Consider the following 25,136-nt stretch of genomic DNA (forward strand, 5'->3'; position numbering starts at 1 on the left):
TAGAATGCCCCGTCGAATGCGCCTGCCGTCCCGCCTGCCCGCCCTCCTCGCCGCCGCCGCCGTCGGGGCCGCCGGCCTCGGGCTGCCCGCGGGCGCCGTGGCCCAGAGCGCCGGCGACCAGCAGTATCAGGACCCGCTCGGCGGCTCGGCCACGACGTCGACGCGCACCGGGGCCTCGAGCGTCCCGAACCCGTCGACGGTCCCGCAGCTCTCGAGCACCACGCCGGCCGCGAGCGCCCCGGCGCAGCCGTCGCTGCCGCGGTCGACGAGCACCGGCTCCTCGACGGGGTCCCCGCCCACGACGACGAGCCCGACGGCGGCCACGGCCACCACGCTGCCGAACACCGGCCTCGACGGGCGGATCCTCGCCGGCATCGGCCTCGGGATGCTCCTCTGCGGCCTCGGGCTGCGCCTGCGGACCGCGCGCGAGCGCTTCTGACGCGGCGCGGGCTAGCCTGTCGGCACCGTGACGGCCGGGACCACGCACGAGAGCACCTCTCCCGCAGCGACCGAGGCCCTCGGCGCCGAGCTCGCCGCGCGCCTGCGGCCCGGTGACGTCGTCCTGCTCTACGGCGAGATGGGGGCCGGGAAGACGACCTTCGTCCGCGGCGCGGTCCGCGCCCTCGGGCACGACGGCCCGGTGACGAGCCCGACGTACACGATCGCCCGCCGCTACGAGGCCGGTCCCGTGCCCGTCGCGCACCTCGACCTGCACCGGCTCACCTCGCTCGACGACGAGGACCCCGCCTTCCTCGCCGACCACGTCGGCCCGGACGCGATCGCCTTCCTCGAATGGCCGCAGATCGCCGAGGACGCCGAGCAGCTCACGGGTCCCGCGGGCGTGCGCATCGCCGCCCATGTGCACCTCGGGCACTCAGGTCCCGAGCGCCGCTCCGTGAGGATCGAGCCGTGATCGTCCTCGGGCTCGACACCGCGACCGGCGACACCGCCGTCGGCCTCCTGAGCGACACGGACGGCCTCGAGCTGGCGCTCCGCCGCCGCCACGAGCCCGACCCGGGCGCCCGGCCCGGCCACGCGGAGCAGCTCCTCGCGCTCGCGGGCGACGTCCTCCACGAGGCGTCCCTCACCTGGGGCGCGGTCGACCGCATCGCCGTCGGGCTCGGCCCGGGGACGTTCACCGGCCTGCGCATCGGCGTGGCGACCGGGCGCGCGCTCGCGCAGGCGTCCGGGGCGGGGCTCGCCGGGGTCTCGACGCTCCAGGCGCTCGCGGAGGGCGCCGGCCACGACGGCCCGGTCCTCGCCTGCGTCGACGCCCGGCGCGGCGAGCTGTTCGTCGGCGCCTGGGACGGGACGCGGGTGCTGCTCGCCCCGCAGGCCGTCGCGCCCGACGCCCTCGCAGCCCTCGTGGCGGCGACCGACGGGCTCGCCGAGACGGCGCTCGCGGTCGGCGACGGCGCCGTCCGCCACCGCGCCGACGTCGAGCGCGCCGCGAGCGTCCCCGCCGACGACGATCCGCGCCACCACGTCGACGGCCTCGCCGTCTGCCGTCTCGCCCGCTACGCGCCCGAGACCCCGAGGGAGGCGCTCGTGCCCGACTACGTGCGCCGGCCCGACGCCGTGCGGACGGCCGACCGCGAGGCGGCCGCCCGCGCATGACCCCGCCCGGCCTCGACATCCGCCGCCTGACCTACGCGGACCTCCCGCAGGTCATCGCGATCGAGCGGCGGGCCTTCCCGACCCCGTGGTCGCTCGCGATGTTCGTCCTCGAGCTCTCGAAGCCGAGCGGCATCTGCCTCGCCGCCTGGTCGGCCCGCGAGACGCCGGGCGGCACGCGCGAGCGCATCTGCGGCTACCTCATCTGCAGCCGGTTCGACACCGTCTGGCACGTCATGAACGTCTCGGTCGACCCGGACGTGCGCCGGCAGCACGTCGCCACGACGCTGCTCGACGGGCTCATCGAGCGCGTCGACGACCCGCTCGCGCAGTACACGCTCGAGGTGCGCCCCTCGAACACCGGCGCGATCGCGATGTACGAGCGGTTCTCCTTCATCACCGCCGGGATGCGGCGGCGCTACTACCAGGACAACGGCGAGGACGCGCTCATCATGTGGCGGACGCCCTCGACGCTCCAGGGGCGCCTCGACGACGTCCCGAACGCCTGGCCGGTGCCGCCGACGACCTCCGTGCCGCGGCCGTGATCCTCGCGCTCGAGACGAGCTGCGACGACACCTGCGCCGCCGTCGTCACCCGGGACGCCCGCGTCCTCGCGAACGTCATCTCCTCCCAGGAGGTCCACGACGCGTACGGCGGCGTCGTCCCGGAGATCGCGTCGCGCCACCACCTCGAGCTCATGAACCTCGTCGTCGACGACGCGCTCGCCCGCGCCGGCGCGACGCTCGACGACATCGAGGCCGTGGCCGTCACCCGCGGGCCGGGCCTCACCGGCGCGCTGCTCGTCGGCCTCGCGACGGCGAAGGCCATCGCCGTCGCGCGCGGCCTGCCGCTCATCCCCGTGGACCACCTCCAGGGCCACGTCGCCGCGAACTTCCTCCACGGCGACGCCGGCCCGCCGCTGGAGCCGCCGTTCGTGTGCCTCGTCGCCAGCGGCGGCCACAGCTTCGTCGCCCGCGTGGACGACCACCACTCGTTCACCGTCCTCGGCCGGACGCTCGACGACGCGGCGGGGGAGGCCCTCGACAAGGGCGCGCGCCTGCTCGGCCTCCCGTTCCCGGGCGGGCCGCACATCGAGCGGGTCGCGGCGGACGGCGACCCGGCGGCGTTCGCGTTCCCGCTCGCGCACGGTGTCCCGGGCCTCGACATGAGCTTCGCGGGGCTGAAGACCTCCCTGCTCTACACGGTCCGGGACCTCGACGCCGCAGGCGGCGCGGGCGCCGCCGCGCGGACGGCCGACCTCGCGGCCTCCTACCAGCAGGCCGTCGTCGACCAGCTCGCGCGGCGCGTCGAGCGCGCGCTGGAGCAGACCGGGCTCGACCGGCTCGCGATCGGCGGCGGCGTGGCGGCCAACGGCCCGCTCCGCGAGCGGCTGGGCACGTGCGCGTCGGTCGTCCACGTCCCGGCCCGCGCGCTGTGCACGGACAACGCCGCGATGATCGGCGCCGCGGCGCTCCACCAGCCGTCCGCCGACCCGGCGGACGTCCCGGCGCTCGACGTCTACGCCACGGACCGCCGCGCGCTGTGAGACCCGAGCGCACCGTCACGCTCTACGGACGGCCGGGCTGCCACCTCTGCGACGACGCCCGTGCCGTCGTCGAGCGGGTGCGCGCCGACCACGCGTTCCGCCTGCAGGAGCTCGACATCGAGTCCGACGACGCGCTGCTGAAGGCCTATCTGGAGCGGATCCCCGTCCTGGCGCTCGACGGCGAGGAGCTCTACGACTTCTTAGTCGACGAGGACGACCTCCGCAGGCGGCTGTCCGGAGGCGCGACCGACTACAGTCCTCCCCTCGGATGAGCGTCCCTGACCTCATAGGCCCGGGGGCCGGAGCCCCGGCCCCAGAGCGGCTGTCGATGGGGGTGGCCGCGCGCCTGGCGCGCTACCTCCAGGTCCTCACGCAGGCCAAGCGCGAGGGCAAGGAGACCGTCAGCTCGCAGGAGCTGTCGACCTGGACGAAGGTCAACTCGACCCAGATCCGCCGGGACCTGTCCGGCTTCGGCAAGTTCGGCAAGCGCGGGGTCGGGTACAACGTCGACGCGCTCGTCGCGCAGATCCGCAAGATCCTGCGCACCGCGGGCCCGCACAACATCGCCCTGTTCGGCGCGGGGCACCTCGGCCGCGCCATCGCGAGCTCGGACATCTTCGCCGACCACGGCTTCAGCGTCGTGGCGATCTTCGACAGCGCGCCCGACAAGATCGGGAGCGCCGTCGGCCACCTCACGGTCCGGCCGGTCAGCGATCTCGCCGCGGCGGTCGACGAGGAGGACATCGTCGTCGGCGTCCTCGCCGTCCCGAACAACGCGGCGCAGGGCCTGGCCGACGTGCTCGTCGACGCGGGCGTGAAGATCATCTTCAACTACTCGGAGGCGCTGCTGCAGGTGCCGCCGGAGGTGACGGTCCACACCTCCAGCCCGGCCGTGGACCTCCTCTACGCCCTCTACTTCTACCTCACCTGAGCGCGCCGCCCATGACGTTCACCTGCGACGGCGTCGACGAGATCTTCGCGGACTCGACCGACTTCACGGTCGGGCTCGAGGAGGAGTTCGCGATCGTCGACCCCGAGACGCTCGACCTCGTCCCGCGCTACGAGGCGCTCCACGCCGCGGCGCAGGAGGACCCGGTCCTCGCCGAGTCGGTCGCCGGCGAGCTCATCTCGAGCGAGATCGAGATCCGCTCGGGCCGCGGGGAGGACCTCGCGGACGCGTTCGCCCGCCAGCGCGAGGCCCGCACGCGCCTGTTCGCCCTCGCCGCCCGCCACCGCGCGGCGCTCGCGTCGACCGGCACCCATCCGTGGGCCGACTACCGCGAGCAGCCGAACATCGACACCGAGCACTACCGCCGGGTCGTCGACGGGCTGCAGTACGTCGCGCGCCGCAACAACACCTTCAGCCTCCACGTCCACGTCGGCGTGAACGGGGCCGACCGCGCCGTCCGGGTCTGCGACCGCCTGCGCGGCGTCCTGCCGACGCTGCTCGCCGTCAGCGCCAACTCGCCGTTCCTCGACGCCCGCCACAGCGGCCTGCACTCCGCGCGCACGCAGTCCTTCACGAAGACGTTCCCGCGCTGCGGCATCCCCGACCTCTACGGCTCGTGGGCCGAGTACCGGCGCTACATCGAGCTGCTGCTCGCGACGAACTCGATCGTCGAGTACACGCAGGTCTGGTGGTCGGTGCGGCCGCACTTCTCCTTCGGCACCGTCGAGGTCCGCATCTGCGACGCGCAGTCCACCGCGGCCGAGAGCGACGCCCTCGCGGCGCTCATCGTCGCCTGCGTCGCCCAGGCCGCCCGGGACGAGGACGCCGGGGTCCCGCTGCCGGACCACCCGCGGCGGCTGCTCGAGGAGAACTTCTGGCGCGCGATCCGCTTCGGCCTCGACGGCGACCTCATCGATCTCGGCACCCTGCGCGAGGTCCCGGCCCGGGCGGCGATCGACGGCCTGCTTCACTGGACGTCCCCGGTCCGCGCCGAGCTCGCCCTCGACGAGCCCGCCCTGCCCGAGCAGAACGGCGCCCAGCGTCAGCGGGCCTCGCTGCAGGAGGGCGCGTCGATGCAGGAGGTCTTCGCCCGGACCGTGCAGGAGACACAGCAGACCTACGCCCAGGAGGCCGCCGCATGAGCGACCAAGAGCAGAACCCGCAGCCCGAGATGCCCCTCAACGAGGACGGCACGCCGTTGACGGAGGAGCAGCTCGCCGCCGCCTACGAGGAGCAGATCAAGCAGCTCCGCGTGGAGGACGTCGTCCTGCAGACCGTCGTGTCGCTGCTGAACCTCGGCGGGCGCAAGGCCGGCCTCGTCCCCGGCACCGAGGACGAGCGCGACCTGAACCAGCTCGGGTTCGCGATCGAGGCCGCGATGCGCCTCTTCCCGCTCGTCGAGCCCGCCCTCGGCGACGACGCGACGCAGCTGAAGGACGCGATCTCCCAGCTGCAGATGGCCTACGTGCAGCTCGGCGGCCAGGTCGCCGGCGGCCCCGGCGCGCCCGAGGGCGGGCCGGCCGCGCCGCCGCCGCCCGCCCCGAAGGAGTCCCCGCTCGCGCCTCCGGGCGCCGGCAAGCTCTGGGTCCCTGGGCAATAACGCCGAAGTCGTCAGCTGCCCTCCTTGGCCATGGCGACGTTTTGCCCGGGCAGTAGCGACGCCGCCGCGCGCGTGGGCGTGGCCGGCGACGTAGACTCCCGCAGCGTCCATGGCTGAACGCCGCCTCCATGGCCTCCAGCGCGTGCTGGGGGTCAACGCGCTCTTCTCGACGGCCTACGGCAACGTCGGCTCGTCGATCTATTACGCGCTCGGGCTCGTCGCGAGCTTCGCGCTCGGCATGACGCCGGTGGTGTTCGTCATCACCGGCTTCATCTTCTACCTCACGGCCGCCACCTACGCCGAGGCGACGGCGATGTACCCGGAGGCGGGCGGCTCCTCGTCCTTCGCCCGCCACGCGTTCAACGAGTTCTGGAGCTTCTTCGCCGCCTGGGCGCAGATGCTGAACTACACGATCACGATCGCCATCTCGGCGTTCTTCGTGCCGCACTACCTCGGCGGCGTCCTCGGGATCGACGCGCTGCGCTCGAGCCCCGCGGACGTCTTCGTCGGCATCGGCGCGGTCGCGCTGCTCGCGTTCGTCAACGTCCGCGGGGCCGAGGAGTCCGCCGGCGTGAACATCGCGCTCGCCGTCACAGACTTCATGACGCAGCTCGTGCTCGTCGTTGTCGGCCTCTTCCTCGTCTTCAGCCCGTCGACGCTGGTGGACAACATCCAGCTCGGCGTGGCCCCGACGTGGAAGGACTTCTTCCTCGCGATCCCCGTCGGGATGATCGCCTACACCGGCATCGAGACGATCTCGAACATGGCCGAGGAGGCCAAGGACGAGACGAAGACGATCCCGGCCGCGATCAACCGCGTCGTCATCGCCGTCTTCGCGATCTACGCGCTCCTGCCCGCCGTCGCGCTCAGCGCGCTGCCGGTGTTCACCGCCACCGCGAACAGCGAGGCGGTGAAGGCGGGGGAGGCCTCGCCCGGCGACCACGTGACGCTCCTCGGCCTCACCGAGAAGGCGGGCGGCTACGCCGGCGACCCGATCCTCGGCGTCGTCAAGCAGATCCACCTCGGCGTCCTGCAGAAGCCGAGCGAGATCTACGTCGGCCTGCTCGCGGCCACGATCCTCTTCATCGCGACGAACGCCGGCATCATCGGCGTCTCGCGGCTCGTCTACTCGATGGGCCTGCACCGCCAGGTCCCCGACCGCCTGCGCCAGCTGCACCCGAAGTACGGCACGCCGTGGATCGGCATCCTGCTCTTCGGCGCGATCGCCTGCGTCGCGATGATCCCGGGCAAGGCCGACTTCCTCGGCAACATGTACGCGTTCGGCGCGATGCTGTCGTTCACGGTCGCGCACATGTCGGTCGTCTGGCTGCGGTGGACCAAGCCGGACGTCGAGCGGCCCTACACGGGGCCGGGCAACATCCCCTTCCGCGGGCGCTCGCTGCCCGGTTTCGCGATGTTCGGCGGCGCGTTCACCGGCCTCGCGTTCCTCGTGGTGACCTTCCTGCACCTCGACGTCGCCGCCGCCGGCGTCGCGTGGCTCGCCCTCGGGATGCTCATCTACCCGGTCTACCGCCGCCGGCAGGGCCTCGACCTCGTCACGACGACGAAGATCGCCGTCCCGCTCCCGGTCACCGACCGCGAGGCGGAGTACGACTCGGTGCTCGTCGCGCTCGACTCCTCCCGCCCGTACGCGCCCGGGGCGCTCGCCACCGCGGTCAAGGTCGCCGCCCAGCGCCGCCGGGGCATCTACGTCCTCGTGACCATCCCCGTCCCGCAGTCCTCGCCGCTGGACGCCGAGCTCCCCGAGCAGGAGCTCGCCGCCCAGGCCATGATCGAGCAGGCACGCCTGCAGGGCGGGCGGCGGGTGACGGGCCGCACGGTGAAGGTCCGGGCCGGCGGGGCGGGCAAGATCATCGTCGACACCGCGACGACGATCCGGGCCCGCGCGATCGTCATGCCGCTGCCGCCGCGGACCGCCGCGGGCACCGTCTTCGGCAAGACCGTCGAGACCGTCCTCGGCAAGCGCCCGTGCCGCGTCATCATCCAGTCCGAGCCCGCCCCGATCCAGACCGCGGCCCTGAAGGAGACGCATGCCGGCTCCGCGTGAGGTCCACCGGTCCGGGACGCAGGCGCTGTCCGTCGTCATGTTCGTCCTCGGCGTCGTGATGCTCGTGTCGACGCTCGTGCACGGCGGCGGCCCGCTCGCCATCGGCACGATCATGGGCCTGCTCTTCGCGCTCTCGGGCGCCGGCCGGCTGTACGTCTCCCGGAAGGGCGGCTGACGGTGAGCGGCGAGCACCACGGGTTCGGGGAGCACCCGCCGGAGACCGCGCCCGAGCGCGCCGCCGAGGCGGCCTTCGACGCGGTCCGCACGACGGTCGGGTCACCCGTCCTGTTCGCGGTCGTCTGGACCGCGCTGGCCAGCGGCATCTACTTCTCGCTCGGCGTCGTCGCCGACCATGCGCTCGGCCTGACGCCGGTCGTCTTCCTCATCGCCAGCGGGTTCTTCGGCCTCGCGACGATGACGTACGTCGAGGGCGCGTCGCTGCACCAGGACAAGGGCGGCTCGACGGTCTTCGCCCGGTACGCGTTCAACGAGCTGTGGTCGTTCATCGCCGGCTGGGCCGTGCTGCTCGACTACATCATCCTCATCGCCGTCTGCGCGTTCACGGCGACGAACTACGCTGCCGCGTTCTGGGCGCCGCTCGGGCGCGGGGCGGTCGAGATCGCCGCCGCGATCGCGGTCATCGTCTACGTCGCGGGCGGCACGATCCGCGGCTTCCAGAGCACGCGCGCGCGGCGCCTGATCGTCATTGTCGTCGCCGACCTCGCGCTCCAGCTCGCGCTCGTCGTCGTCGGCCTCGCGATCTTCTTCGACGGGCACGTGCTGACGAGCGACATCCACCTCGGCTCCACGCCGAAGTGGTCGGACGCGATCTTCGCCCTCGGCGTCGCGACGGTCGTCCTCACCGGCCTGGAGTCCGCGTCGGGCCTGGCCGGCGAGGTCGGGGTGCGACGCGCCGGGCTCAAGCGCCTCGTGGCGAGCTCGACGGCCTTCGTCGTCGTCATCTACACGGGGATCGCGATGGTCGCGGTCATGGCGATCCCGGCCGTCCGGTCGCCGAAGCCGCTCGACGACGACCTCCTGAACGCCCCGGTGCTCGGCATCGCCGACGCCTTCCACCAGGAATGGCTGCGGTCGGGGGCGAAGTACGCGCTCGCCGCCGCGGCGACGGTCACGCTCATCGGCGCCGCGAACTCCGCGATGCTCGGCCTCTCCCGGCTCGGCTACTCGCTCTCGCTCAACCGCCAGATCCCGTCGGCGGTCGGGCGCCTGCATCCGACGCGTTCCACGCCGTACGTCGTGATCGTCCTCGCCGCCGTCATGGCGATCGTCCTCGTCATCCCGGCCGACCTCGACCTGCTCGTCGGCATCTACGCGTTCGGCTCGCTCCTCGGGCTGACCATCGCCCACGCCTCCGTCGTCCGGCTGCGGTTCACTGAGCCCGACCGCCGGCGCCCGTACGCGGTGCCGTTCTCGGTCCCGTTCAAGGGCCGCAGCCTGCCGCTGCCCTCCGTCCTCGGAGCGGGGCTCGCCGTCCTCGCGTGGGTGAGCGTCATCGTCTTCCACTCGGGCGCCCGCTACGTCGGCCTCGGCTGGATGGGGGCCGGGATCGCCCTCTACGTCGTCTACCGGACGACCCAGGAGAAGTCGGTCTTCCAGCGCATCACCGTGCCCGAGCAGGCGCTGCGTCAGGTCGCGCGGCCGCAGGAGGTCTCCTACGGCTCGATCCTCGTGCCGCTGATGGGGTCGCCGCTGGACGACGACATCATCCAGACGGCGGGGCGTCTCGCCGGCGAGGAGCACGAGGACTTCGACGACGAGGAGGGCGCGGTCGTCGAGGCGCTGTGGATCATCGAGGTCCCGATGTCGCTGCCGATCGATGCGCGCCTGCCCGACGGCCAGCTCGACCAGGCCCGGGCGGCGCTGCGCCGCGCGAAGGCCGTCGGCGAGGAGTACGTCGGGGTCGAGGTCGCGACGGCCACGATCCGGACGCGTCGCGCCGGGCAGGCGATCGTCGAGGAGGCCCAGCGGCGCGGGGTGGAGGCGATCGTCATGGCGGCCGAGGAGCCCTCGCGGATCCGCGGCGGCGCCCGGCTCGGCGGCCGCGGCGGCCCGCGCGACAACTTCGTGGGGGAGATCACGAAGTACGTCGTCGCCAAGGCGACCTGCCCGGTGATCCTCACCGCGCCGCCGACCGACGACGCGATCTCCTCGCGGGCACCCGCAGAGGACTGACGGCGCACCGACGCCGGCGCGGCCCAGGGACTATCTTCCCGCAGCATGTTCGTCCTCATCGTCGGCGCGGGACGCGTGGGGTCCTCCGCCGCGCGCTCCGCCCTCGCCTCCGGCCACGACGTCTCGGTCCTGGACGACGACCCGCTCTCCCACGAGCGGCTCGACGCGGGCCAGGCGACCTCCTGGGAGGACGCCGGCGGTCGCTTCACCGTCGGCCACGGCATCGAGATCGAGGCGCTCCTCGAGGCGGGCATCGACCAGGCGGACATGTTCATCGCCTGCACCCACGGCGACAACACGAACCTCATCCTCGCCCAGATCGCCCAGAAGAAGTTCGGCATCAAGAAGGTCATCGCCCGGGTCATGGACCCCGCGCGGGCCGCGTGGTACGAGCAGCAGGGGCTGCGGACGATCTCGCCGACCCGGCATGCGATCGAGCAGTTCGAGGTCGCCCTGGCGGAGGGCGCGTCCTGATGTACGTCCTCATCGCCGGGGGCGGCAAGGTCGGCTGGAACCTCACGCGAGAGCTCCTGTCCAAGGGCCACGAGGTCACGCTCCTCGAGTCCACCCGCGACCGGTACCTGACGATCGAGCAGGAGCTCGAGCACCAGGTCCAGTACGGGGACGCCACCGAGCTGTGGGTCCTCGAGCGCGCCGGCATCCAGCGCGCCGACCTTGTCATCGCCGTCACGGGCGACGACGAGGACAACATGCTCATCTGCCAGATGGCGAAGGAGAAGTACCTCTGCGAGCGCATCATCGCCCGCGTGAACAACCCGCGGAACCGCGAGTGGTTCGAGCTCCTCGGCGTCGCCCCGACCGTCAGCGCGACCGACCTGATCCTGCGGCTCATCGAGCACGAGGTCCCGTCCTACGGGCTCGTGCACCTGCTCGACCTTCGCGACGAGCGCCTGGAGATCATCGAGGTCGAGGTCGCCGAGGGCTCCCCGGCCGCCGGCGTCCAGGTCTCCCAGGTCGTGCTCCCCGAGGGCGTGCTCATCATCTCGATCCTCCGGGACGGCGCGGGCTTCGTCCCGAAGGCCGACTCGATGATCAACGCTGGTGACGAGGTCCTCCTCGTCCTCGACCCGGGGCTCGAGGACGCGATCACCGCGCAGTTCGCCTCCCCGTCAGACGCCTGACCTGGACGTTCGTCCGGCTCCGGGCGGCCACACCCGGGAGGGTTTGATCAGGTTTCCTGGCGCCTCCGTGCGGAATTCCCCGAACAGACGTCCAGGCCGACCCCAGTACTCGGTAGAGTTCCTACCTATGGCTGATCAGAGCCTGCGCGGAAGCAGGTCGTGGAAGGATCCCGGGGTCAAGCGCCATCGGCAGGATGCCGATGCCGGTCTTACGTCCATCATGCTGAGCGCTCGCAGCACCCTCGCGGCCGGTGGCGCCGCAGCCCTGGCCTCGATCGCGCTGATGCTCGCGGTGACCGGCATCGTGGGCGCGCAGCTCGGCTTCGACCTCTGGCCGACGCTCGGCCGCCCGTCGGTCCGTCAGCTCGAGGTGCCGGCCGCCTCGCCGATCGACGTCGGCTCCGGCTCGCTCACACCGTCGGCCGGCCCGCTGGCGAACCCGCTCACGCGCCTCGGCCGCTCGGTCGTCGCGGCGCCGGCGCCGGCGCCCGGCGTCGCCGTCACGCTCCTCGCGCCGACCACGCGCGTCGCCGCGCCGAGCGTGCCCGCGCCCCGGACCTCCACGACGTCCGTCTCCCCGGTCGTCCGCCGGGTCGCCCGACGCGCCGCCGGCCAGGGCTCCGCCGGCCGCGCGCCCGCCACGAGCGCCGTCGTCGCCGTCGTCGCCCCGGTGGCCCCTGCCCCGGCTCCCGTCGCCGCGGCCCCGGTGGCGTCCGTCGCGCCGGCCGTCCCCTCGACCGACAACGGCCCCTCCAGCAGCCCGAACGGCAAGGGCCACACCGACGCGGTCGCCGTGACGTCGGGCTCCGAGTCCACCGGCAGCGCGCCGACGACCGGTCCCGGGCACAGCAAGAAGGCGACCAGCCCCGCGACGGCCACGACCTCCACCTCGTCGTCGAAGGGCACGACGTCGACGACGGCGCTCACGAGCTCCAGCTCGTCGTCCACGGACTCCTCGGCCGGGAAGGGCAACGGCAACGGCCCGGGCCAGAAGAGCGTCGCTCCCATGACGGCGTCGTCCGACGGCTCCGCCCCGCCCGCTCCGAACGGCAACGGCAACGGCAACGCGAACGGCAAGGGCAACGGTGCGGGGAGCGCCGACCCGCACGCCACCGGGAACGCCGGCTCGTCGGCCGGTTCGCCGAGCGACAGCGCACCCGGCCAGGTCGAGAAGCACGGCTGACCGGCCGCTCCGGCGAGCCGCCCTCGTCGGCGGCAAGTGCCTATACTTGGACTCCCGTGGCGCTGCCCCGGGATCCCGCTGCGGGATGATGTAATCGGCAACATGCCTGCCTCTGGAGCAGGTCTTCTAGGTTCGAGTCCTAGTCCCGCAGCCTTGCGAAAGCGCCTGTAACAGGGCGCTTTCGCCGTTCCGGGCCCCGATGCGCCGGCCGGGCGCCCGGGATGGCGCCTACGCCGCGGCCTGCTGCGCCCAGTCGCGGTAGAGGCGCCAGTAGGCCCCCTCCGCCTCGAGCAGCTCGTCGTGGGTGCCCTGCTCGAGGACGCGGCCGCCGTCGAGGACGATGATGCGCCCGGCCTGGCGGATCGTGGAGAGGCGGTGCGCGATGACGATCGCGGTGCGGCCGGCGAGCAGCCGGCGCAGCGCCTCCTCGAGGCGCCCCTCGGTGTGGAGGTCGACGTTCGAGGTCGCCTCGTCGAGGATGAGGATCCGGGGGTCGGCGACGAGCGCGCGGGCGAAGGCGACGAGCTGGCGCTGCCCGGCCGAGAGCTGGACGCCCCGCTCGCCGACCTGCGTGTCGAGACCGTGGTCGTAGCGGGCGACGAACTCGTCGGCGCCGACCGCGCGGACGGCGGCCTCGACCTCCTCGTCGGTGGCGTCGGCGCGCCCGAAGGCGATGTTCTCGCGGATCGTGCCGCTGAACAGGAACGCCTCCTGCGGGACGATGCCCATCTGGCGGCGCAGGGAGGACGCGCGGACGTCGCGGAGGTCCACGCCGTCGACCGTCACCGCGCCGCTCGTCGGGTCGTAGAAGCGGGCCACGAGCTTCGCGAACGTCGACTTGCCCGCTCCCGTCGCGCCGACGAGCGCGACGGTCTGCCCGGGCGGGATCGTGAGATCGACGTCGGTGAGGGCGAGCGCGAAGCCGGCGTCCTCGGTCCGGTAGCCGAAGGAGACGTCGTCGAAGCGGATCTCGCCGCGCAGCGGTGTGGGCAGGTCGACCGCGCCGGGCCGATCGCTCAGCGAGGGCTCCTCGTCGAGGAGCTCGAAGATCTTGTCCAGCGCGGCCATGCCGGACTGGTAGGTCGTATAGACCTGCGAGAGCTGCCCGATCGGGTCGAAGAAGCCGTTGAGCGCCGCGATGAAGCCGACGAGGACGCCGACGCTCACCTCGCCGTCGATCGCCTGGTAGCCGCCGTAGACGAGGATGCCGACCGTCGCGAGCGCGCTGACGAACTCGACGAGTGGAAAGTACGCCGCGTTGAGCTTCACCGTCGTGAGGTTCGCCGCGCGGTTGTCGGCGTTGCGTTTCGCGAAGACCGACAGGTGGCGCTCGTGCTGGGCGAACGAGGTCATGACGCGGATGCCGGAGAGCGACTCCTGCAGGTACGCCGTGATCGACCCGATCGTCTCGCGGGTGCGGCGGTAGGCGTCCGCGGACGCGACCCGGAAGGCGAGCGAGCCGATCGCCATCACCGGGAAGATGAGGAACGTGAGGAGCGCGAGCTTCACGTCGAAGCTCAGCAGGATGACGATCGAGCCGATGAGGGTCAGCGACGCGGTGAAGAGCGTCGTGACGCTGTCGGTGACGAGGGAGTCGAGCGCCTCGACGTCGTTCGTCATCCGCGAGACGAGGACGCCGGCCGGCCGCCGCTCGTAGAAGCCGACCGGCTGCTCCTGGAGGTGGCGGAAGATCTGCAGGCGAAGGTCCTGGAGGGCGCGCTGGCCGATCCAGCCGGTGAGGTAGGTCTGGATCCACGTCGCGCCCCACACGACGAGCGCGCTGACGACGAACGCGACGACGATGACGTCGAGCGTCGGGACGTCCTTCGCGAGGATGCCGTCGTCGATCGCGCGCTGGGCGAGCGGGGCGGGGGCGAGGGACGCGGCGGTCCCGAGCACGAGCGCGAGGAACATCCCCGCCACGCGCAGGCGGTAGGGCGCGAGCAGGATGATGAGCCCGCGGAGCTTGCGGCCGCGGCCGGACGTGCCGCGCAGGCGGCGGCGAAGCTCGTCGCGGCGGGCGTGCGCGGCGGGGGAGGGGGCGGCCATCAGAGCCCGGCCACCTCGCGCTCGACCGGCTTGCGGGTGAGGAAGACCTGGTCGGGCAGCCCCTTCTCGACGATCTCGCGGTAGAGCGGCGAGAGGTGCAGCAGCTCGTCGTGCGTGCCGTGGGCGGCGACCGCCCCGTCCTCGAGCACGACGATCTCGTCCGCGAGCGCGATCGTCGAGAGCCGGTGCGCGATGACGATCGTCGTGCGCCCCGCCATGACCTCGCGCAGCGCCGCCTTGATCGCCTGCTCGGTGGAGGCGTCGACGGAGGAGGTCGCGTCGTCGAGGATGAGCACCCGCGGGTCCGCGAGGAAGGCCCGGGCGATCGCGATGCGCTGGCGCTGCCCGCCGGAGAGCGTCAGCCCGCGCTCCCCGACCCGGGTGTCGTACCCGTCCGGGAGGGCCTCGATGAAGCCGGCCGCCTGCGCGCGCTCGGCGGCCCGGCGGATCTCGTCCATCGTCGCCCCGGCGTGGGCGTAGGCGATGTTCTCGGCGACGCTCGCCGAGAAGAGGAAGGGGTCGTCGTTCACCATCGCGATCGCGCCGCGGAGCTCGGCGGGATCGAGGTCGCGGACGTCCGCGCCGTCGACGAGGACCTCACCCGCCGTCACGTCGTAAAGGCGGCCGATGAGCTGCACGAGCGCGGTCTTGCCGGAGCCGGTGGCCCCGACGACCGCGAGGGTGCGGCCGGCGGGCACGTCGAGGGTCACCTCGCGCAGGGCGGGCGTCGTCGTCCCCTCGTACTGCAGCGTCACCCCGTGCAGCTCGATGTGACCGTTGCCGGCGGGCAGGGCGACCGGGTGCGCCGGGGCGACGATGCGGGGGTCGCGGTCGAGGATCTCGAAGAGCCGGGCCCCGGAGGCGGTCGCGCGCTGGGCCAGGCCGAGGCCCATTCCGAGCATCCGCATCGGCCCGAGGAGCATCAGGAGGTACGTGTAGAACGCGGTGAACTGGCCGGTCGTGAGCGTCCCGTCGATGACCCGGCGCCCGCCGAAGAAGAGGATCGCGGCCAGGCCGACCTGGGGGAGGAAGCCGATGAACGGGTTGTAGAACGCCTGCAGCCGCGTGGACACCATCGCCTGGTCGAAGACCCGGTCGACGCTCCCCGTGAAGCGGGCGAGCTGGCGCTCCTCGGCCGCGAACGCCTTGACGACGCGGACGCCCGAGATGTTCTCCTCGACGTCCGCCGAGACCTCGGCGATGCGCTGCTGCACCGCCTGCATCGCGGGGCGCGAGCGGCGCCCGAAGCGCGTGGCCGTCGCCACGACGAAGGGGACGGGCGCGAGCGCCATGAGGGCCAGCAGGGGGTCGACGTAGATCATCGCCGCCGACGCGAGCAGGATCGTGAGCGCCGACTGGATGAGGAAGACGAGCCCGTAGCCGAGGAAGAAGCGGACGCTGGAGAGGTCGACCGTCGCCCGCGACATGAGCTGGCCGGTCTGCTGACGGTCGAAGAATGCGAGCTCCTGCTCGAGCAGGTGGCCGTACAGGCGGGCGCGCAGGTCGTATTCGACGCCGAGCGACACCTGGCCGGCGACGAGGCGCCGCGCGACGGTCAGCGCGAGGCGGAGCAGGCCCGCGACGGCGACGGCCACCCCGAGGACGAAGAGCTCGTGCTTGTGCCCCGAGCGGACCTGGTCGATCGCGCGCCCCGTGAGGTACGGGATCGCCACGGTCATGACCATCGCGGCGGTCGCGAGCAGGAGCGACCACACGACACCGGCCCGGTAGGGGCGCAGGAAGGTGAGCAGTCGCCAGAAGATCGCCATGAATCAGAGGTGCAGTCTAGTTGCTGCGGCAACGATCAGCCGGGCGCCACACCCCAGGAGGTACGGCGGAGGTGCCCGCGTGGCTCAGCGCCCGCTCACGCTGTCATCCTGCGGCGCGATGCCCGTCGTCCCGATCGGCCTGTGCGCCGCCTGCCGGCACCAGAAGCTCATCCGCAGCGGCCGCGGCTCGGAGTTCTCGATGTGCCTGAAGCACCGCGAGGATCCGGCCTTCCCGAAGTATCCGCGGCTGCCCGTCCAGGCCTGCCCGGGGTTCGCCCGCCGCGGCGAGGACGACGCCGGGCGCGGCTGAGGCGCGCGCCGGGTCAGCCGAGGCGGGGGACGCCGAGCACGAGGTGCGGCGCCTGGTCGGTCCGGGGCGCCGGCGTGTCGCTCGCCGCCTCCGCGGTCGACGCCGACCACTCGAGATCGCCGCCGCACCGCGGGCAGCGCCCGATGGCCCGCAGGCCGTCGGCCATCGTGCGGCTGTGCCAGGTCCTCGAGCACGAGGTGCAGCTCACGAGGGCGGGGTCCATACGCACCCATCGGTGCCGGACGGCCGGGCCCGCATCGGGAATTCGTCCAGGTGGGCGTGAGCCGCGCGCGAGTCGTGGTCAGCCGGCCCGGTGCGGCGGCGCGGCTGCCCCGACGCCGAGGATGAGCACGGCAGCCACGACCCACGTCAGGCCTCCCGAGCGGGCGCAGACCCCGGGTGCGGGCTCCGGGTCAGTCGCGGACGTCGGGCTCGTCGGCGTCGCCGTCGCCGTCGCGGTCGCCGGCCCGCGTGAACGCGACGCCGAGCCCGACGAGAACGCCCACCGCGAGCGCCAGGACGATCGGCCCGATGATGCCGCCGCTGCCTGCGGCGGCCGTGAGGACGCTCAGGCCGAGGCCGACGACGAGAGCGACCCCGAGGACGACGGGGTTGCGGCGGTAGAAATCGACGATCGAGCGCATCTCGGCGGATTATCCTGCCTGCCGATGCCGGAGCTCGTCGTCGTGTCCACCCAGGCCGGGCTCGACGCCCGCGATCTCGTCCGCGGACTCGAGCGCGCGCTCGGCGACCGGGGCGCCGTGACGTCCGCTCCCGGGTTGCTCGCCGACGTGGACGGCGGCGTCGCCCGCGACCTCATGCGCGCCCGCGGGGCGGTCGTCTGCGTCCTGGCCCCGGCGGGCGCTGACCTCGCGAGCCACGTGCTGCTGACCGTCGAGGGGGCACGCGCGGCGGGTCTGGCCGTCGCCGCGGTCATCGTCGCGGGGCCCGGGGCGGACGCCCAGCGCGCGCGGATCGCCGAACGGGGCCTCGTGGAGGTCGTCGCGCTGCCCGATCCGCAGACCCCGTCGACCGCGATCGCCGGCTGGCCGCTGGAGGAGTGGCTCGCCGCCGAGCCGGTCGCGACCGACGGCGGCGTGGCCCTCGCGGGCTACACGGCGTGGGAGGCGCGGCCGGTCCCGGACCCGCGTACCGCCGGCCGTGAGGCCATCGGGCCGGTGCTCCTGGAGATCGTCGCGAAGGAGGGGCCCGTGCTGGCGTCGCGGGCCTACCGCCTCTACAACAAGGCCGCGGGCGGCAAGGCCCTGACGACGATCGCCCGGGCGCCGCTGTCCGGGTCCGCCTACCGCCTCCGCCAGGCCGGCGCCATCGAGCTCGAGCCCGCCGCCGCCTGCGGCGGGGAGGAGGACGAGCTGCTGCGGCCGGCCGGCACGCCCCCGGTCCGCGTGCGCGAGCTCGGGCCCCGCACCCTCGACGAGGTGCCGGAGGCGGAGATCGTCGGGCTCATGGCCCGGCTGCTCGCCGCCGGGCGCACGGAGGACGAGCTGCCGCGTGCGACGCTCGACACCTACGGACTCGTCCGGATGACCGCGAAGGCGGAGGCGGCCCTCGTCCGGGCGGCCACGATGGCCGTCCAGGATTCGTGAGAGAACGTCAAGGTTGCCCGGCGCGCTCCGATACCCAGGGGTGTGAGGCGCCGCCCGACCACCCTGCTCGCCACGACCTGCCTCGCCCTCACCGGGCTGGCCGCGGGCGCCGCCACGAGCGGGGCCGACGTGGCCGCGTCGAGCCGCGGCTGCGTCCTCTTCATCTTCTGCACCCCGGACTCCCCTGCGCCCGTCGTCACCGTGCCGACCGTGTCGACGCCCGTGGCGACGGTCACCGTCCCGGCCGTGACGCTCCCGAAGGTCCCGGTCCCGGCCCCGGTCGTGCCGGCGCCCGCGCCCGCGCCGGCGCCGGTGCCGAAGACGCCGACCATCCCCGAGACCCCGGTCACGCGGGTCCTCCCGGCGCTCCCGGCGATCGTCTCGCCCACGCTCGACCTCGACCTCGGCACGCCGCCCGCCGCGCCGCGGCCGGTCGCGCACACGCTGCGGATCGTCGACGGCGGCCAGCCGCACGACACGCTTCGCGGGGCCGCGACGGCGGACCTCATCCACGGCCTCGGGGGCCGCGACACGATCAAGGGCCTCGGCGGCGACGACCAGCTCTACGGCGACACCGGGCCCGATCGTGTCTCCGGCAACGCCGGCGACGACTGGCTCGACGGCGGCGCCGGCGGGGACGTCCTCGCGGGTGGCTCCGGCGACGACGTCCTCATCGGCGGCTTCGGCCTCGACACGCTCGACGGGGGAGCCGGGAACGACCTGCTCTATGGCGGCCCCGCGGTCGACACGCTCGTCGGCGGCGCGGGCGACGACGTCCTGCACGGCGGCAGCGGCCCGGACGTCCTCGACGGCGGCGACGGCAACGACACGATCTACAGCGACTCCGGCGGCGACGTCATCCACGCCGGGGCGGGCGACGACCTCGTCCGCATCAACGACGGCCACAGCGTGACGTCCGTCGACTGCGGGCCCGGCAACGACACGGTCGTCATGGACCGGCGCAACGCCCCGGGCGGGATCTCGGACGCGCAGCTGCTGCGGCGCGGCGGCATCACGAACTGCGAGCACATCACGACGGCCGCCGCGCCGCCGAAGGACCCCGCGACGGGCGTCACGTGGATCGCCCCGCGCAGCGGCGGCAGCACGACCGGCACCGACCGCAACGACAACCTCCTCGGCAGCCACGGCGCCGACACGATCCGCGCCGGGGGCGGCGACGACGTCCTCTGGGGCGACATGCTCAACAACGACGCCAGCACCGCCCGCGACACGCTCCTCGGCGGCGGCGGAGCGGACACGGTCTACGGCGGCCCGGGCAGCAACCTCATCGACGGTGGCGACGGCAACGACTACCTCCAGGGCGGCGTCGGGCGCAACACGATCCGCGGAGGTGCGGGCGACGACACCATCCGCCTGCGCGGTAAGGGGCCGAACGACGTCTGGGCGGGCGCCGGGAACGACACGATCTACTCGTACACGAAGCGCGCGACGACGGTCCACTGCGGTGCGGGCTTCGACACGGTCCAGGCGAACCGCCGCGTGACCGTCGCCTCGGACTGCGAGAAGGTCAAGCGCTCGCTCGGCGGCGGCTGAGCGCCGGGTAACCATCGGGCCGCGCGTCCGTTCCCTCTGGGATGGAACGCGTGCCGACCGGCGGCCGCCCCCGCCCGGGCGCGGCGAGACCCCCTGCAGTTCTACACTTGAGCCCCGTGCGAGAGCTACACCTCGGTGGCACGGCCACCGACGGTGGTCCGACCCCGCCCACCCTGTACCCGCCGGCGGCGGCCGTTCCCCGTCGACCGCCCGCTGCATCGCCCACCGTGCTGGTGGAGATCCAGGCCCTCCGGGCGGTCGCCGTGCTGCTTGTCGTCGTCTACCACCTGTGGCCGTCGGTCCTGCCCGGTGGCTACGTCGGCGTCGACGTCTTCTTCGCGATCTCGGGCTTCCTCATCACGAGCCACCTGCTCAAGGAGGTCGACCGCGACCGCACGCTGTCGCTCGCGGGCTTCTGGGCGCGCCGGGCCCGGCGCCTGCTCCCGGCGTCGCTGACGACGCTGATCTTCTGCGCGGTGGCGACGATCGCCTTCGTCCCCGAGGTCCACTGGCAGGCGTTCCTCGCGGACATCCGCTCGAGCACCCTCTACGTGCAGAACTGGCATCTCGCGCAGACGAGCGTCGACTACCTCGCGTCGAGCGACGCGCCCTCGCCCGTGCAGCACTTCTGGTCCCTGTCGGCCGAGGAGCAGTTCTACATCGCGTGGCCGATCCTCATCCTCCTGGCGACGGCGCTCGGGGGGCGCGGCGGCATCCGGGTGGGGGACGCGGCCCCGCGTCACCTGCGGATCGCGGGCGTGCTCGGCGCGGTGACGGCGGGCAGCCTCGTCGCGTCGATCCTGCTGACCTCGTCGGACCCGGCGCAGGCGTACTTCATCACCCCGACGCGCGCGTGGGAGTTCGGGGCCGGCGGGCTCCTCGCGCTCGCCGGCACCACCGGGCGAGGCATGGTCGTCCTCCGGGCGCTGCTCGCCTGGGCGGGGCTCGCGGCGATCGCCGCCGCGGCGCTGCTCTACGACGACGGCACCGCGTTCCCGGGCTACACGGCGCTGCTGCCCGTGCTCGGCGGGCTGGCGGTCATCCAGGCCGGCGCACCGCGTTTCGCCCTCTCCCCGCTGGCCGGCTACCGGCTCCGCGTCGTCCAGTTCCTCGGGGACGTCAGCTACTCGCTGTACCTCTGGCACTGGCCGCTGCTCATCCTCGCGCCGTACGTCCTGAGCCGCCACACGACGGACCCGATCCGCGGCGGCATCTTCGCCGTGAGCATCCTCGCCGCGTGGGCGAGCAAGGTCCTCATCGAGGATCCGGTGCGGCGCAGCACAGTGCTCACGCGCGGGCGCCCGGTGCTCACCTTTGCGCTCGTCGTCGCGTCCACGGCGGCCGTCGTCGCCGTCGCCGAGGCCGGCACGCACCACGTCACGCAGAAGCTCAGGGCCGCCGAGGCCAGTACGGCGAAGACGGTGAAGGAGCATCCGCGCTGCTTCGGCGCCGCCTCGCACGACCCGAACCACCGCTGCGTGAACCCGGCGCTGCGGCACACGGTCGTGCCGTCGCCGCTCGAGGCGCGCAACGAGGACAACCCGGCCTGCACGCGCAAGACGAAGGTGTCGAGCGTCAGCGTCTGCGAGTTCGGCGTCCCGCCGAGCGAGGCGCGGCGCACGTTCGCCCTCATCGGCGACAGCCACGCGACGCACTGGCGCGCCGGGCTCGAGCACGTCGCCGCAGACGAGAAGTGGCACGGTCTCTCGATCACGCGGACCGGCTGCCCCTACTCGCGCGCCGTGTACGTCCTGCCCGAGCCGACCCGCAGCCGCTGCATCCAGTGGAACCGCGAGGTGCCCGGGATGCTCGCCAAGCACCCCGAGGTCGACACGGTCTTCGTCTCGAACATCACCGGCGGCAAGGTCGAGGTGCCGCGCGGCAAGACGTCCGCGCAGGCGAAGCTCGACGGCTACCGCGCCGGCTGGGCCGCCTTCCCGAAGACCGTCAAGCACGTCATCGTCCTGCGCGACACCCCGAAGGTCCACACGGACACGCTCGACTGCGTGGACGCCGCCCACACCGCCGGCGAGGCGGCGGGCACGGCCTGCTCGGTCCTGCGGCGCACCGCGATCGACGACGACCCGGCGGCCCGCGTCGCGCGGCAGATCGGGCCGCCGCGGGCGCAGGTCGTCGACATGTCGAACTATCTCTGCGGCGTGCGCCGCTGCGACGTCGTCATCGGCGGGGTGCTCGTCTACAAGGACGTCCACCACCTCACGCGCGAGTTCTCGACGACGCTCGGGCCCTACCTCGAGCGCAAGATCACGCACCTCGTGTCCGCCTGGCGCTGAGCGCGGCGCGGGCGGTCAGTCGGCGAGCGCACGGGTCGACGCGTCCGCCCAGCGCAGCGAGGCGGTGTGGAGGGCGGCGAGCGTCTCCGGCGGGATGCCGGGCAGGAGCGCCTGCGCCGCGGCCCAGTCACCGGCCTCGGCGAGCCGGACGACGGTCAGGACGCGGCCCTTGCCGCCGGTCCCGTGCAGGAGCGCGGCCTCGAGGTCGCCCGCGAGCGGCAGCTCGCCGAGCAGCGCCGGCATCGGGGTGTCGAGCAGCGCGTCGAGGACGCTGAAGAGCCCGGCGGTGAAGTACGTGTCGACCCCGGGAGCGCCGAGCCGCCGCGCGAGCGCCTCGGCGAGCCGGGCCCGCGCGAGCGCGCGGACGAGCACCGGGCCGCGCGGCGCGTGCGTCCCGGCGAGCGTCACCATCAGCGTCCACTGGCGCACGGTGCGGGGGCCGAGCAGGACGACCGCCTGCCGGACGCTCGACACCGGGCTGCGCAGCGAGAACGCGGCGCTGTTGAGGAAGCGCAGGAGCCGGACGCTGAGCCCGACGTCCATCGCGATCGCCTCGGTGAGCTCGTCGACGTCGTCCCCGTCGCCGCCGAGCGTCGCGGCAGCCCGCAGCCGCGAGAGGTCCCCCACCGGGATCGGTCGCCCCTCGAGCGGTCGCGGCCGGACGTGCACGTCGCCCTGGACGAGCGTCGCGCCGAGCGCGAGGCAGCGGGCGAGGATCGCGTGGTCGTCGACGCCGACCGCGGCGATCCGGGCGACCGGCGCGAGCTCGCCGACCCGCCGCGCGAGCGGCCCGTCGAGCGCAGCGGCGCGGAGCTTCACGATGTGGACCGCCGCGGCGAGGTCCTCGAGGCCGTCGAGGCGAAGGCCCGCGTCGAGCGCGATCGTGTAGCCCCGGTCGCGCAGGCGCCGGGCGCGGCCGACGAGATCCGCGACCGGGCCGTCGGGCGGCTCGAGCTCGAGCACGATCCCGTCGGGCCCGAACGGCAGGGGGTCGACCCGGGTGAGCAGCGACGCGGTGACGTTGAGGAAGGCGGGCGCACCGCCAATGGCCTCCGCGAGGCCGACGTCGGCGAGGGCCGCCAGCGCGACCTGCGAGTCCGTCGCGTCCCCGCCACGGTCCTCCGCGATCGCCCGCAGGCCGAGCAGCTCGTACCCGGCCAGCGCACCGTCGGCGTCGTGGATGGGCTCCCTCGGGAAGGCGACGGACTCGGCGGCGACGACGTTCACGTCCGTGACGTCGGCAGTCCCGGTCTGTGTGTTGACGAACATCGGCGAACGGACCAGCGCCGGTCCCCGGACCTGGGGACCGGCGCGCGCGCAGCACCGCCGGCTCTGTGCGTCCCGCGTGGCGGCCCACGCGGTCCCGCAGTAGGGTCGACACCGTGGAGCGCGATGACATCCGGGTGCTGGTCGACCGTCTCTCGCGCGCCCACGCGTCCGGGGGGCGCGTGATCTCGCGCGCGGCGATCATGGCGGAGGGCAACATCGACGCCGCGGCCGTCGTCGCCTGGATCCTCGAGCACGACGGGCAGCCGGAGGCCGGCGCGAGCGCCGCGCCCGGCTCCGGGCTCCATACCCGCCGCGGCGGCGACGCGGTCACGGCCGAGGGCCGGCCGCCGGTGCGGTACGTCCTGCCCGCGTCCGCCTTCGGCGCGGTCGACCCGCCCGACTGACGGTCCCATCCCGCGCACGAAACGGACGTCTGATGCAGAACCGCACCCCGCAGGGCCGGCCGACGTGAAGGCCCCGGGGCTCGCCGGACGGGTCGACGGGGCCCTCGGCACCGCCATCGAGCGGTCGACCGAGCGCCACCACGCCCGACGGCTCGGGAAGCTCGGGCAGGAGGCGCGGTACGCCCCGCCCGACGACGGACGGCGGTGGGCGGCCGGGACGCCGGCGCCGCGCGCGGGGAACGCCGTCGAGATCCTGATCGGCGGGGCGGCCTACGGCGCCAGGCTCGCGGAGGCCATCGCCGGGGCGCGCCGCAGCGTGACGCTGGCCGGCTGGTGCCTGACGCCCGGATTCCAGCTCGTCCGCGACGAGCCGCCGGTCGTCCTCCGGGAGCTGCTCGCCGAGGCGAGCGGGCGGGTGGACGTCCGGGTCCTGCTGTGGGCCGGCGCCCCGGTCCCGCTCTCGGCGCTGCGCCGCGCGGCCGTGCGCGAGGTCGCGGCCACGCTGTCGGCCGGCAGTGCCGTGCGGGTCGCGCTGGACGACCACGAGCGTCCCCTCCACTGCCATCACGAGAAGGTCGTCGTGATCGACGACGAGGTGGCGTTCGTCGGCGGCATCGACCTCACCGATCTCAGCGGGGACCGGTACGACACCCCCGAGCATCCGGCGCGAGGCCGGATGGGCTGGCACGACCTCGCCGCCGAGCTCCGCGGACCGGCGGTCGCCGACGTCGCCGCTCACCTCGCGCAGCGCTGGCAGGCCGTCACCCGCGAGGCGCTGCCGTCCCCGCCCCCGCGCCCGTCCGCGGCCGCGGACCCGCCGGCCACGGGCGGCGTCGAGGTCCAGGTCGTCCGCACCGTGCCGGAGGGGCTCTACCCGGCGGTGCCCCGCGGCGACTTCCGGATCCTCGAGGCCTACCAGCGCGGGCTGCGCTCGGCGCAGCACCTGATCTACCTCGAGAACCAGTTCCTGTGGTCCCCGGAGATCGTCCGGATCCTCGCCGGCAAGCTCCGGGACCCGCCGTGCGACGAGTTCCGCATCGTCGCGGTCCTCCCGGGCCGGCCGAACACGGGCCAGGACGACACCCGCGGGCAGCTCGGCGTCCTGGCCGACGCCGACCGCGGTCACGGGCGCTTCCTCGCGACGACGATCCGCGCGCACGCCGCGCACCACAGCGACCGGGTCTACGTCCACGCGAAGGTCGCGATCGTCGACGACCGCTGGATGACGCTCGGGTCGGCGAACCTCAACGCCCATTCCTTCTTCAACGACACCGAGGTCAACCTCGTGATCGGCGACGCCGATCTGGCGCGCCGGACCCGCCTCCGGCTCTGGGCGGCGCACCTGGAGCGGTCCGTGGACGAAGTGGACGGCCCCGCGCACCGCCTCGTCGACGAGGTCTGGCGGCCGACGGCCGCGGAGCAGCGTGCCCGTCACGCCGAGGGCCTTCCGGTGACGCACCGGCTCGTGGAGCTGCCGTCGGCCTCGCGCCGGGCCGAGCGGCTCCTCGGGCCGCTTCAGGCGCTCGTCGTCGACGGCTGAACGAGGCGCGGCGGTCGCGGGAGCGAGGACCGGATCTTCGGGGAC

The 25,136-nt window shown here is 73.8% G+C and carries 26 protein-coding genes and 1 tRNA gene; 22 read left to right on the plus strand and 5 right to left on the minus strand.

Going from position 1 to position 25,136, the window contains the following annotated elements; genetic code table 11:
* Nucleotides 1-16 precede the first annotated feature (16 nt).
* The 16 genes from NBH00_RS14085 (at nt 17) to NBH00_RS14160 (ending at nt 12,446) form a co-directional block, all read left to right on the plus strand.
* Nucleotides 17-439 carry a hypothetical protein gene (locus NBH00_RS14085; RefSeq protein ID WP_254569229.1) on the plus strand — a complete coding sequence of 141 codons (423 nt, stop codon included), beginning with the start codon at nt 17-19 and terminating at the stop codon, nt 437-439.
* A 27-nt stretch (nt 440-466) separates the two neighbouring features.
* Entirely contained in the window at nt 467-913 is a 447-nt protein-coding gene (tsaE, locus tag NBH00_RS14090) for a tRNA (adenosine(37)-N6)-threonylcarbamoyltransferase complex ATPase subunit type 1 TsaE (RefSeq protein WP_254569230.1), read from the plus strand.
* Complete coding sequence (gene tsaB / locus NBH00_RS14095) at nt 910-1,617, plus strand: tRNA (adenosine(37)-N6)-threonylcarbamoyltransferase complex dimerization subunit type 1 TsaB (protein WP_254569231.1); 708 nt, start codon at nt 910-912, stop codon at nt 1,615-1,617. Before tsaE ends, tsaB begins: the two co-directional genes overlap by 4 nt.
* Nucleotides 1,614-2,159: a ribosomal protein S18-alanine N-acetyltransferase gene (gene rimI / locus NBH00_RS14100; protein ID WP_254569232.1), complete on the plus strand. Its 546-nt coding sequence runs from the start codon at nt 1,614-1,616 to the stop codon at nt 2,157-2,159. The genes tsaB and rimI overlap by 4 nt, the downstream gene beginning before the upstream one ends.
* Nucleotides 2,156-3,160 carry a tRNA (adenosine(37)-N6)-threonylcarbamoyltransferase complex transferase subunit TsaD gene (gene tsaD / locus NBH00_RS14105; RefSeq protein ID WP_254569233.1) on the plus strand — a complete coding sequence of 335 codons (1,005 nt, stop codon included), beginning with the start codon at nt 2,156-2,158 and terminating at the stop codon, nt 3,158-3,160. The genes rimI and tsaD overlap by 4 nt, the downstream gene beginning before the upstream one ends.
* A complete protein-coding gene (locus NBH00_RS14110) occupies nt 3,157-3,432 on the plus strand; it encodes a glutaredoxin family protein (RefSeq protein ID WP_254569234.1) in 276 nt (91 codons plus the stop codon). Before tsaD ends, NBH00_RS14110 begins: the two co-directional genes overlap by 4 nt.
* A complete protein-coding gene (locus NBH00_RS14115; protein WP_254569235.1) occupies nt 3,429-4,091 on the plus strand; it encodes a redox-sensing transcriptional repressor Rex in 663 nt (220 codons plus the stop codon). Before NBH00_RS14110 ends, NBH00_RS14115 begins: the two co-directional genes overlap by 4 nt.
* An 11-nt stretch (nt 4,092-4,102) precedes the next feature.
* Entirely contained in the window at nt 4,103-5,251 is a 1,149-nt protein-coding gene (locus NBH00_RS14120) for a carboxylate-amine ligase (RefSeq protein ID WP_254569236.1), read from the plus strand.
* Nucleotides 5,248-5,709, plus strand: a complete 462-nt coding sequence (locus tag NBH00_RS14125; RefSeq protein ID WP_254569237.1) for a hypothetical protein — start codon at nt 5,248-5,250, stop codon at nt 5,707-5,709. The genes NBH00_RS14120 and NBH00_RS14125 overlap by 4 nt, the downstream gene beginning before the upstream one ends.
* Nucleotides 5,710-5,818: 109 nt before the next feature.
* Nucleotides 5,819-7,777, plus strand: coding sequence for an amino acid permease (locus NBH00_RS14130; RefSeq protein ID WP_254569238.1), 1,959 nt, complete (start codon nt 5,819-5,821; stop codon nt 7,775-7,777).
* Entirely contained in the window at nt 7,761-7,952 is a 192-nt protein-coding gene (locus tag NBH00_RS14135) for a hypothetical protein (RefSeq protein WP_254569239.1), read from the plus strand. Before NBH00_RS14130 ends, NBH00_RS14135 begins: the two co-directional genes overlap by 17 nt.
* A 2-nt stretch (nt 7,953-7,954) precedes the next feature.
* Nucleotides 7,955-9,970, plus strand: a complete 2,016-nt coding sequence (locus tag NBH00_RS14140) for an amino acid permease (RefSeq protein WP_254569240.1) — start codon at nt 7,955-7,957, stop codon at nt 9,968-9,970.
* A gap of 45 nt (nt 9,971-10,015) precedes the next feature.
* Nucleotides 10,016-10,444 (plus strand): NAD-binding protein, encoded by a 429-nt coding sequence (locus NBH00_RS14145; protein ID WP_254569241.1) that lies wholly within the window; start codon nt 10,016-10,018, stop codon nt 10,442-10,444.
* Nucleotides 10,444-11,112 carry a potassium channel family protein gene (locus NBH00_RS14150; protein WP_254569242.1) on the plus strand — a complete coding sequence of 223 codons (669 nt, stop codon included), beginning with the start codon at nt 10,444-10,446 and terminating at the stop codon, nt 11,110-11,112. The genes NBH00_RS14145 and NBH00_RS14150 overlap by 1 nt, the downstream gene beginning before the upstream one ends.
* Nucleotides 11,113-11,332: 220 nt before the next feature.
* Nucleotides 11,333-12,295 carry a hypothetical protein gene (locus tag NBH00_RS14155; RefSeq protein WP_254569243.1) on the plus strand — a complete coding sequence of 321 codons (963 nt, stop codon included), beginning with the start codon at nt 11,333-11,335 and terminating at the stop codon, nt 12,293-12,295.
* Nucleotides 12,296-12,374: 79 nt separating this feature from the next.
* Nucleotides 12,375-12,446 (plus strand) — tRNA-Gln (locus tag NBH00_RS14160).
* Nucleotides 12,447-12,523: 77 nt separating this feature from the next.
* Here NBH00_RS14160 and NBH00_RS14165 read toward each other — a convergent pair.
* Nucleotides 12,524-14,344 carry an ABC transporter ATP-binding protein gene (locus NBH00_RS14165; protein WP_254569244.1) on the minus strand — a complete coding sequence of 607 codons (1,821 nt, stop codon included), beginning with the start codon at nt 14,342-14,344 and terminating at the stop codon, nt 12,524-12,526.
* The gene (locus tag NBH00_RS14170) at nt 14,344-16,113 is read right to left on the minus strand and encodes an ABC transporter ATP-binding protein (protein WP_254569245.1); all 1,770 of its coding nucleotides are present in this window, start codon (nt 16,111-16,113) and stop codon (nt 14,344-14,346) included. The genes NBH00_RS14165 and NBH00_RS14170 overlap by 1 nt, the downstream gene beginning before the upstream one ends.
* Nucleotides 16,114-16,231: 118 nt before the next feature.
* Here NBH00_RS14170 and NBH00_RS14175 point away from each other — a divergent pair, with 118 nt between their 5' ends.
* Nucleotides 16,232-16,423, plus strand: coding sequence for a hypothetical protein (locus tag NBH00_RS14175; protein ID WP_254569246.1), 192 nt, complete (start codon nt 16,232-16,234; stop codon nt 16,421-16,423).
* 13 nt (nt 16,424-16,436) lie between these two features.
* On the opposite strand, the gene NBH00_RS14180 is transcribed toward NBH00_RS14175, so the two are convergent.
* Nucleotides 16,437-16,646 carry a hypothetical protein gene (locus NBH00_RS14180; RefSeq protein ID WP_254569247.1) on the minus strand — a complete coding sequence of 70 codons (210 nt, stop codon included), beginning with the start codon at nt 16,644-16,646 and terminating at the stop codon, nt 16,437-16,439.
* Between the two features lie 190 nt (nt 16,647-16,836).
* Nucleotides 16,837-17,067 carry a hypothetical protein gene (locus NBH00_RS14185; RefSeq protein ID WP_254569248.1) on the minus strand — a complete coding sequence of 77 codons (231 nt, stop codon included), beginning with the start codon at nt 17,065-17,067 and terminating at the stop codon, nt 16,837-16,839.
* 24 nt (nt 17,068-17,091) lie between these two features.
* Between NBH00_RS14185 and NBH00_RS14190 the strand changes: the two genes are divergently transcribed.
* The 3 genes from NBH00_RS14190 to NBH00_RS14200 all read left to right on the plus strand — a co-directional run bounded on the left by NBH00_RS14190 (nt 17,092) and on the right by NBH00_RS14200 (nt 21,878).
* On the plus strand, nt 17,092-18,030 hold the full coding sequence (locus NBH00_RS14190) for a hypothetical protein (protein ID WP_254569249.1): 939 nt from the start codon (nt 17,092-17,094) through the stop codon (nt 18,028-18,030).
* A gap of 42 nt (nt 18,031-18,072) precedes the next feature.
* Nucleotides 18,073-19,584, plus strand: coding sequence for a calcium-binding protein (locus tag NBH00_RS14195; protein WP_254569250.1), 1,512 nt, complete (start codon nt 18,073-18,075; stop codon nt 19,582-19,584).
* Nucleotides 19,585-19,811: 227 nt separating this feature from the next.
* Nucleotides 19,812-21,878 carry an acyltransferase family protein gene (locus NBH00_RS14200; protein WP_254569251.1) on the plus strand — a complete coding sequence of 689 codons (2,067 nt, stop codon included), beginning with the start codon at nt 19,812-19,814 and terminating at the stop codon, nt 21,876-21,878.
* A 15-nt stretch (nt 21,879-21,893) separates the two neighbouring features.
* On the opposite strand, the gene NBH00_RS14205 is transcribed toward NBH00_RS14200, so the two are convergent.
* Nucleotides 21,894-23,147 (minus strand): EAL and HDOD domain-containing protein, encoded by a 1,254-nt coding sequence (locus NBH00_RS14205; protein ID WP_254569252.1) that lies wholly within the window; start codon nt 23,145-23,147, stop codon nt 21,894-21,896.
* 113 nt (nt 23,148-23,260) lie between these two features.
* On the opposite strand from NBH00_RS14205, the gene NBH00_RS14210 reads away from it, so the two are divergent.
* Together NBH00_RS14210 and NBH00_RS14215 are read left to right on the plus strand one after the other, a co-directional pair.
* Nucleotides 23,261-23,551, plus strand: coding sequence for a hypothetical protein (locus NBH00_RS14210; RefSeq protein WP_254569253.1), 291 nt, complete (start codon nt 23,261-23,263; stop codon nt 23,549-23,551).
* Between the two features lie 64 nt (nt 23,552-23,615).
* Nucleotides 23,616-25,091, plus strand: a complete 1,476-nt coding sequence (locus tag NBH00_RS14215; protein ID WP_254569254.1) for a phospholipase D-like domain-containing protein — start codon at nt 23,616-23,618, stop codon at nt 25,089-25,091.
* Nucleotides 25,092-25,136: the final 45 nt, after the last annotated feature.

It is taken from the genome of Paraconexibacter antarcticus, from assembly GCF_024220175.1.
Lineage (GTDB): Bacteria > Actinomycetota > Thermoleophilia > Solirubrobacterales > Solirubrobacteraceae > Paraconexibacter > Paraconexibacter antarcticus.

Excerpts from the sequence above, each read along its gene's own strand:
- NBH00_RS14085 (WP_254569229.1), top strand. The coding sequence starts at position 17 with ATGCGCCTGCCGTCCCGCCTGCCCGCCCTCCTCGCCGCCGCCGCCGTC.
- rimI (WP_254569232.1), top strand. The coding sequence starts at position 1,614 with ATGACCCCGCCCGGCCTCGACATCCGCCGCCTGACCTACGCGGACCTC.
- NBH00_RS14115 (WP_254569235.1), top strand. The coding sequence starts at position 3,429 with ATGAGCGTCCCTGACCTCATAGGCCCGGGGGCCGGAGCCCCGGCCCCA.
- NBH00_RS14120 (WP_254569236.1), top strand. The coding sequence starts at position 4,103 with ATGACGTTCACCTGCGACGGCGTCGACGAGATCTTCGCGGACTCGACC.
- NBH00_RS14125 (WP_254569237.1), top strand. The coding sequence starts at position 5,248 with ATGAGCGACCAAGAGCAGAACCCGCAGCCCGAGATGCCCCTCAACGAG.
- NBH00_RS14130 (WP_254569238.1), top strand. The coding sequence starts at position 5,819 with ATGGCTGAACGCCGCCTCCATGGCCTCCAGCGCGTGCTGGGGGTCAAC.
- NBH00_RS14135 (WP_254569239.1), top strand. The coding sequence starts at position 7,761 with ATGCCGGCTCCGCGTGAGGTCCACCGGTCCGGGACGCAGGCGCTGTCC.
- NBH00_RS14145 (WP_254569241.1), top strand. The coding sequence starts at position 10,016 with ATGTTCGTCCTCATCGTCGGCGCGGGACGCGTGGGGTCCTCCGCCGCG.
- NBH00_RS14150 (WP_254569242.1), top strand. The coding sequence starts at position 10,444 with ATGTACGTCCTCATCGCCGGGGGCGGCAAGGTCGGCTGGAACCTCACG.
- NBH00_RS14155 (WP_254569243.1), top strand. The coding sequence starts at position 11,333 with ATGCTGAGCGCTCGCAGCACCCTCGCGGCCGGTGGCGCCGCAGCCCTG.
- NBH00_RS14165 (WP_254569244.1), bottom strand. The coding sequence starts at position 14,344 with ATGGCCGCCCCCTCCCCCGCCGCGCACGCCCGCCGCGACGAGCTTCGC.
- NBH00_RS14170 (WP_254569245.1), bottom strand. The coding sequence starts at position 16,113 with ATGGCGATCTTCTGGCGACTGCTCACCTTCCTGCGCCCCTACCGGGCC.
- NBH00_RS14175 (WP_254569246.1), top strand. The coding sequence starts at position 16,232 with ATGCCCGTCGTCCCGATCGGCCTGTGCGCCGCCTGCCGGCACCAGAAG.
- NBH00_RS14180 (WP_254569247.1), bottom strand. The coding sequence starts at position 16,646 with ATGGACCCCGCCCTCGTGAGCTGCACCTCGTGCTCGAGGACCTGGCAC.
- NBH00_RS14185 (WP_254569248.1), bottom strand. The coding sequence starts at position 17,067 with ATGCGCTCGATCGTCGATTTCTACCGCCGCAACCCCGTCGTCCTCGGG.
- NBH00_RS14190 (WP_254569249.1), top strand. The coding sequence starts at position 17,092 with ATGCCGGAGCTCGTCGTCGTGTCCACCCAGGCCGGGCTCGACGCCCGC.
- NBH00_RS14205 (WP_254569252.1), bottom strand. The coding sequence starts at position 23,147 with ATGTTCGTCAACACACAGACCGGGACTGCCGACGTCACGGACGTGAAC.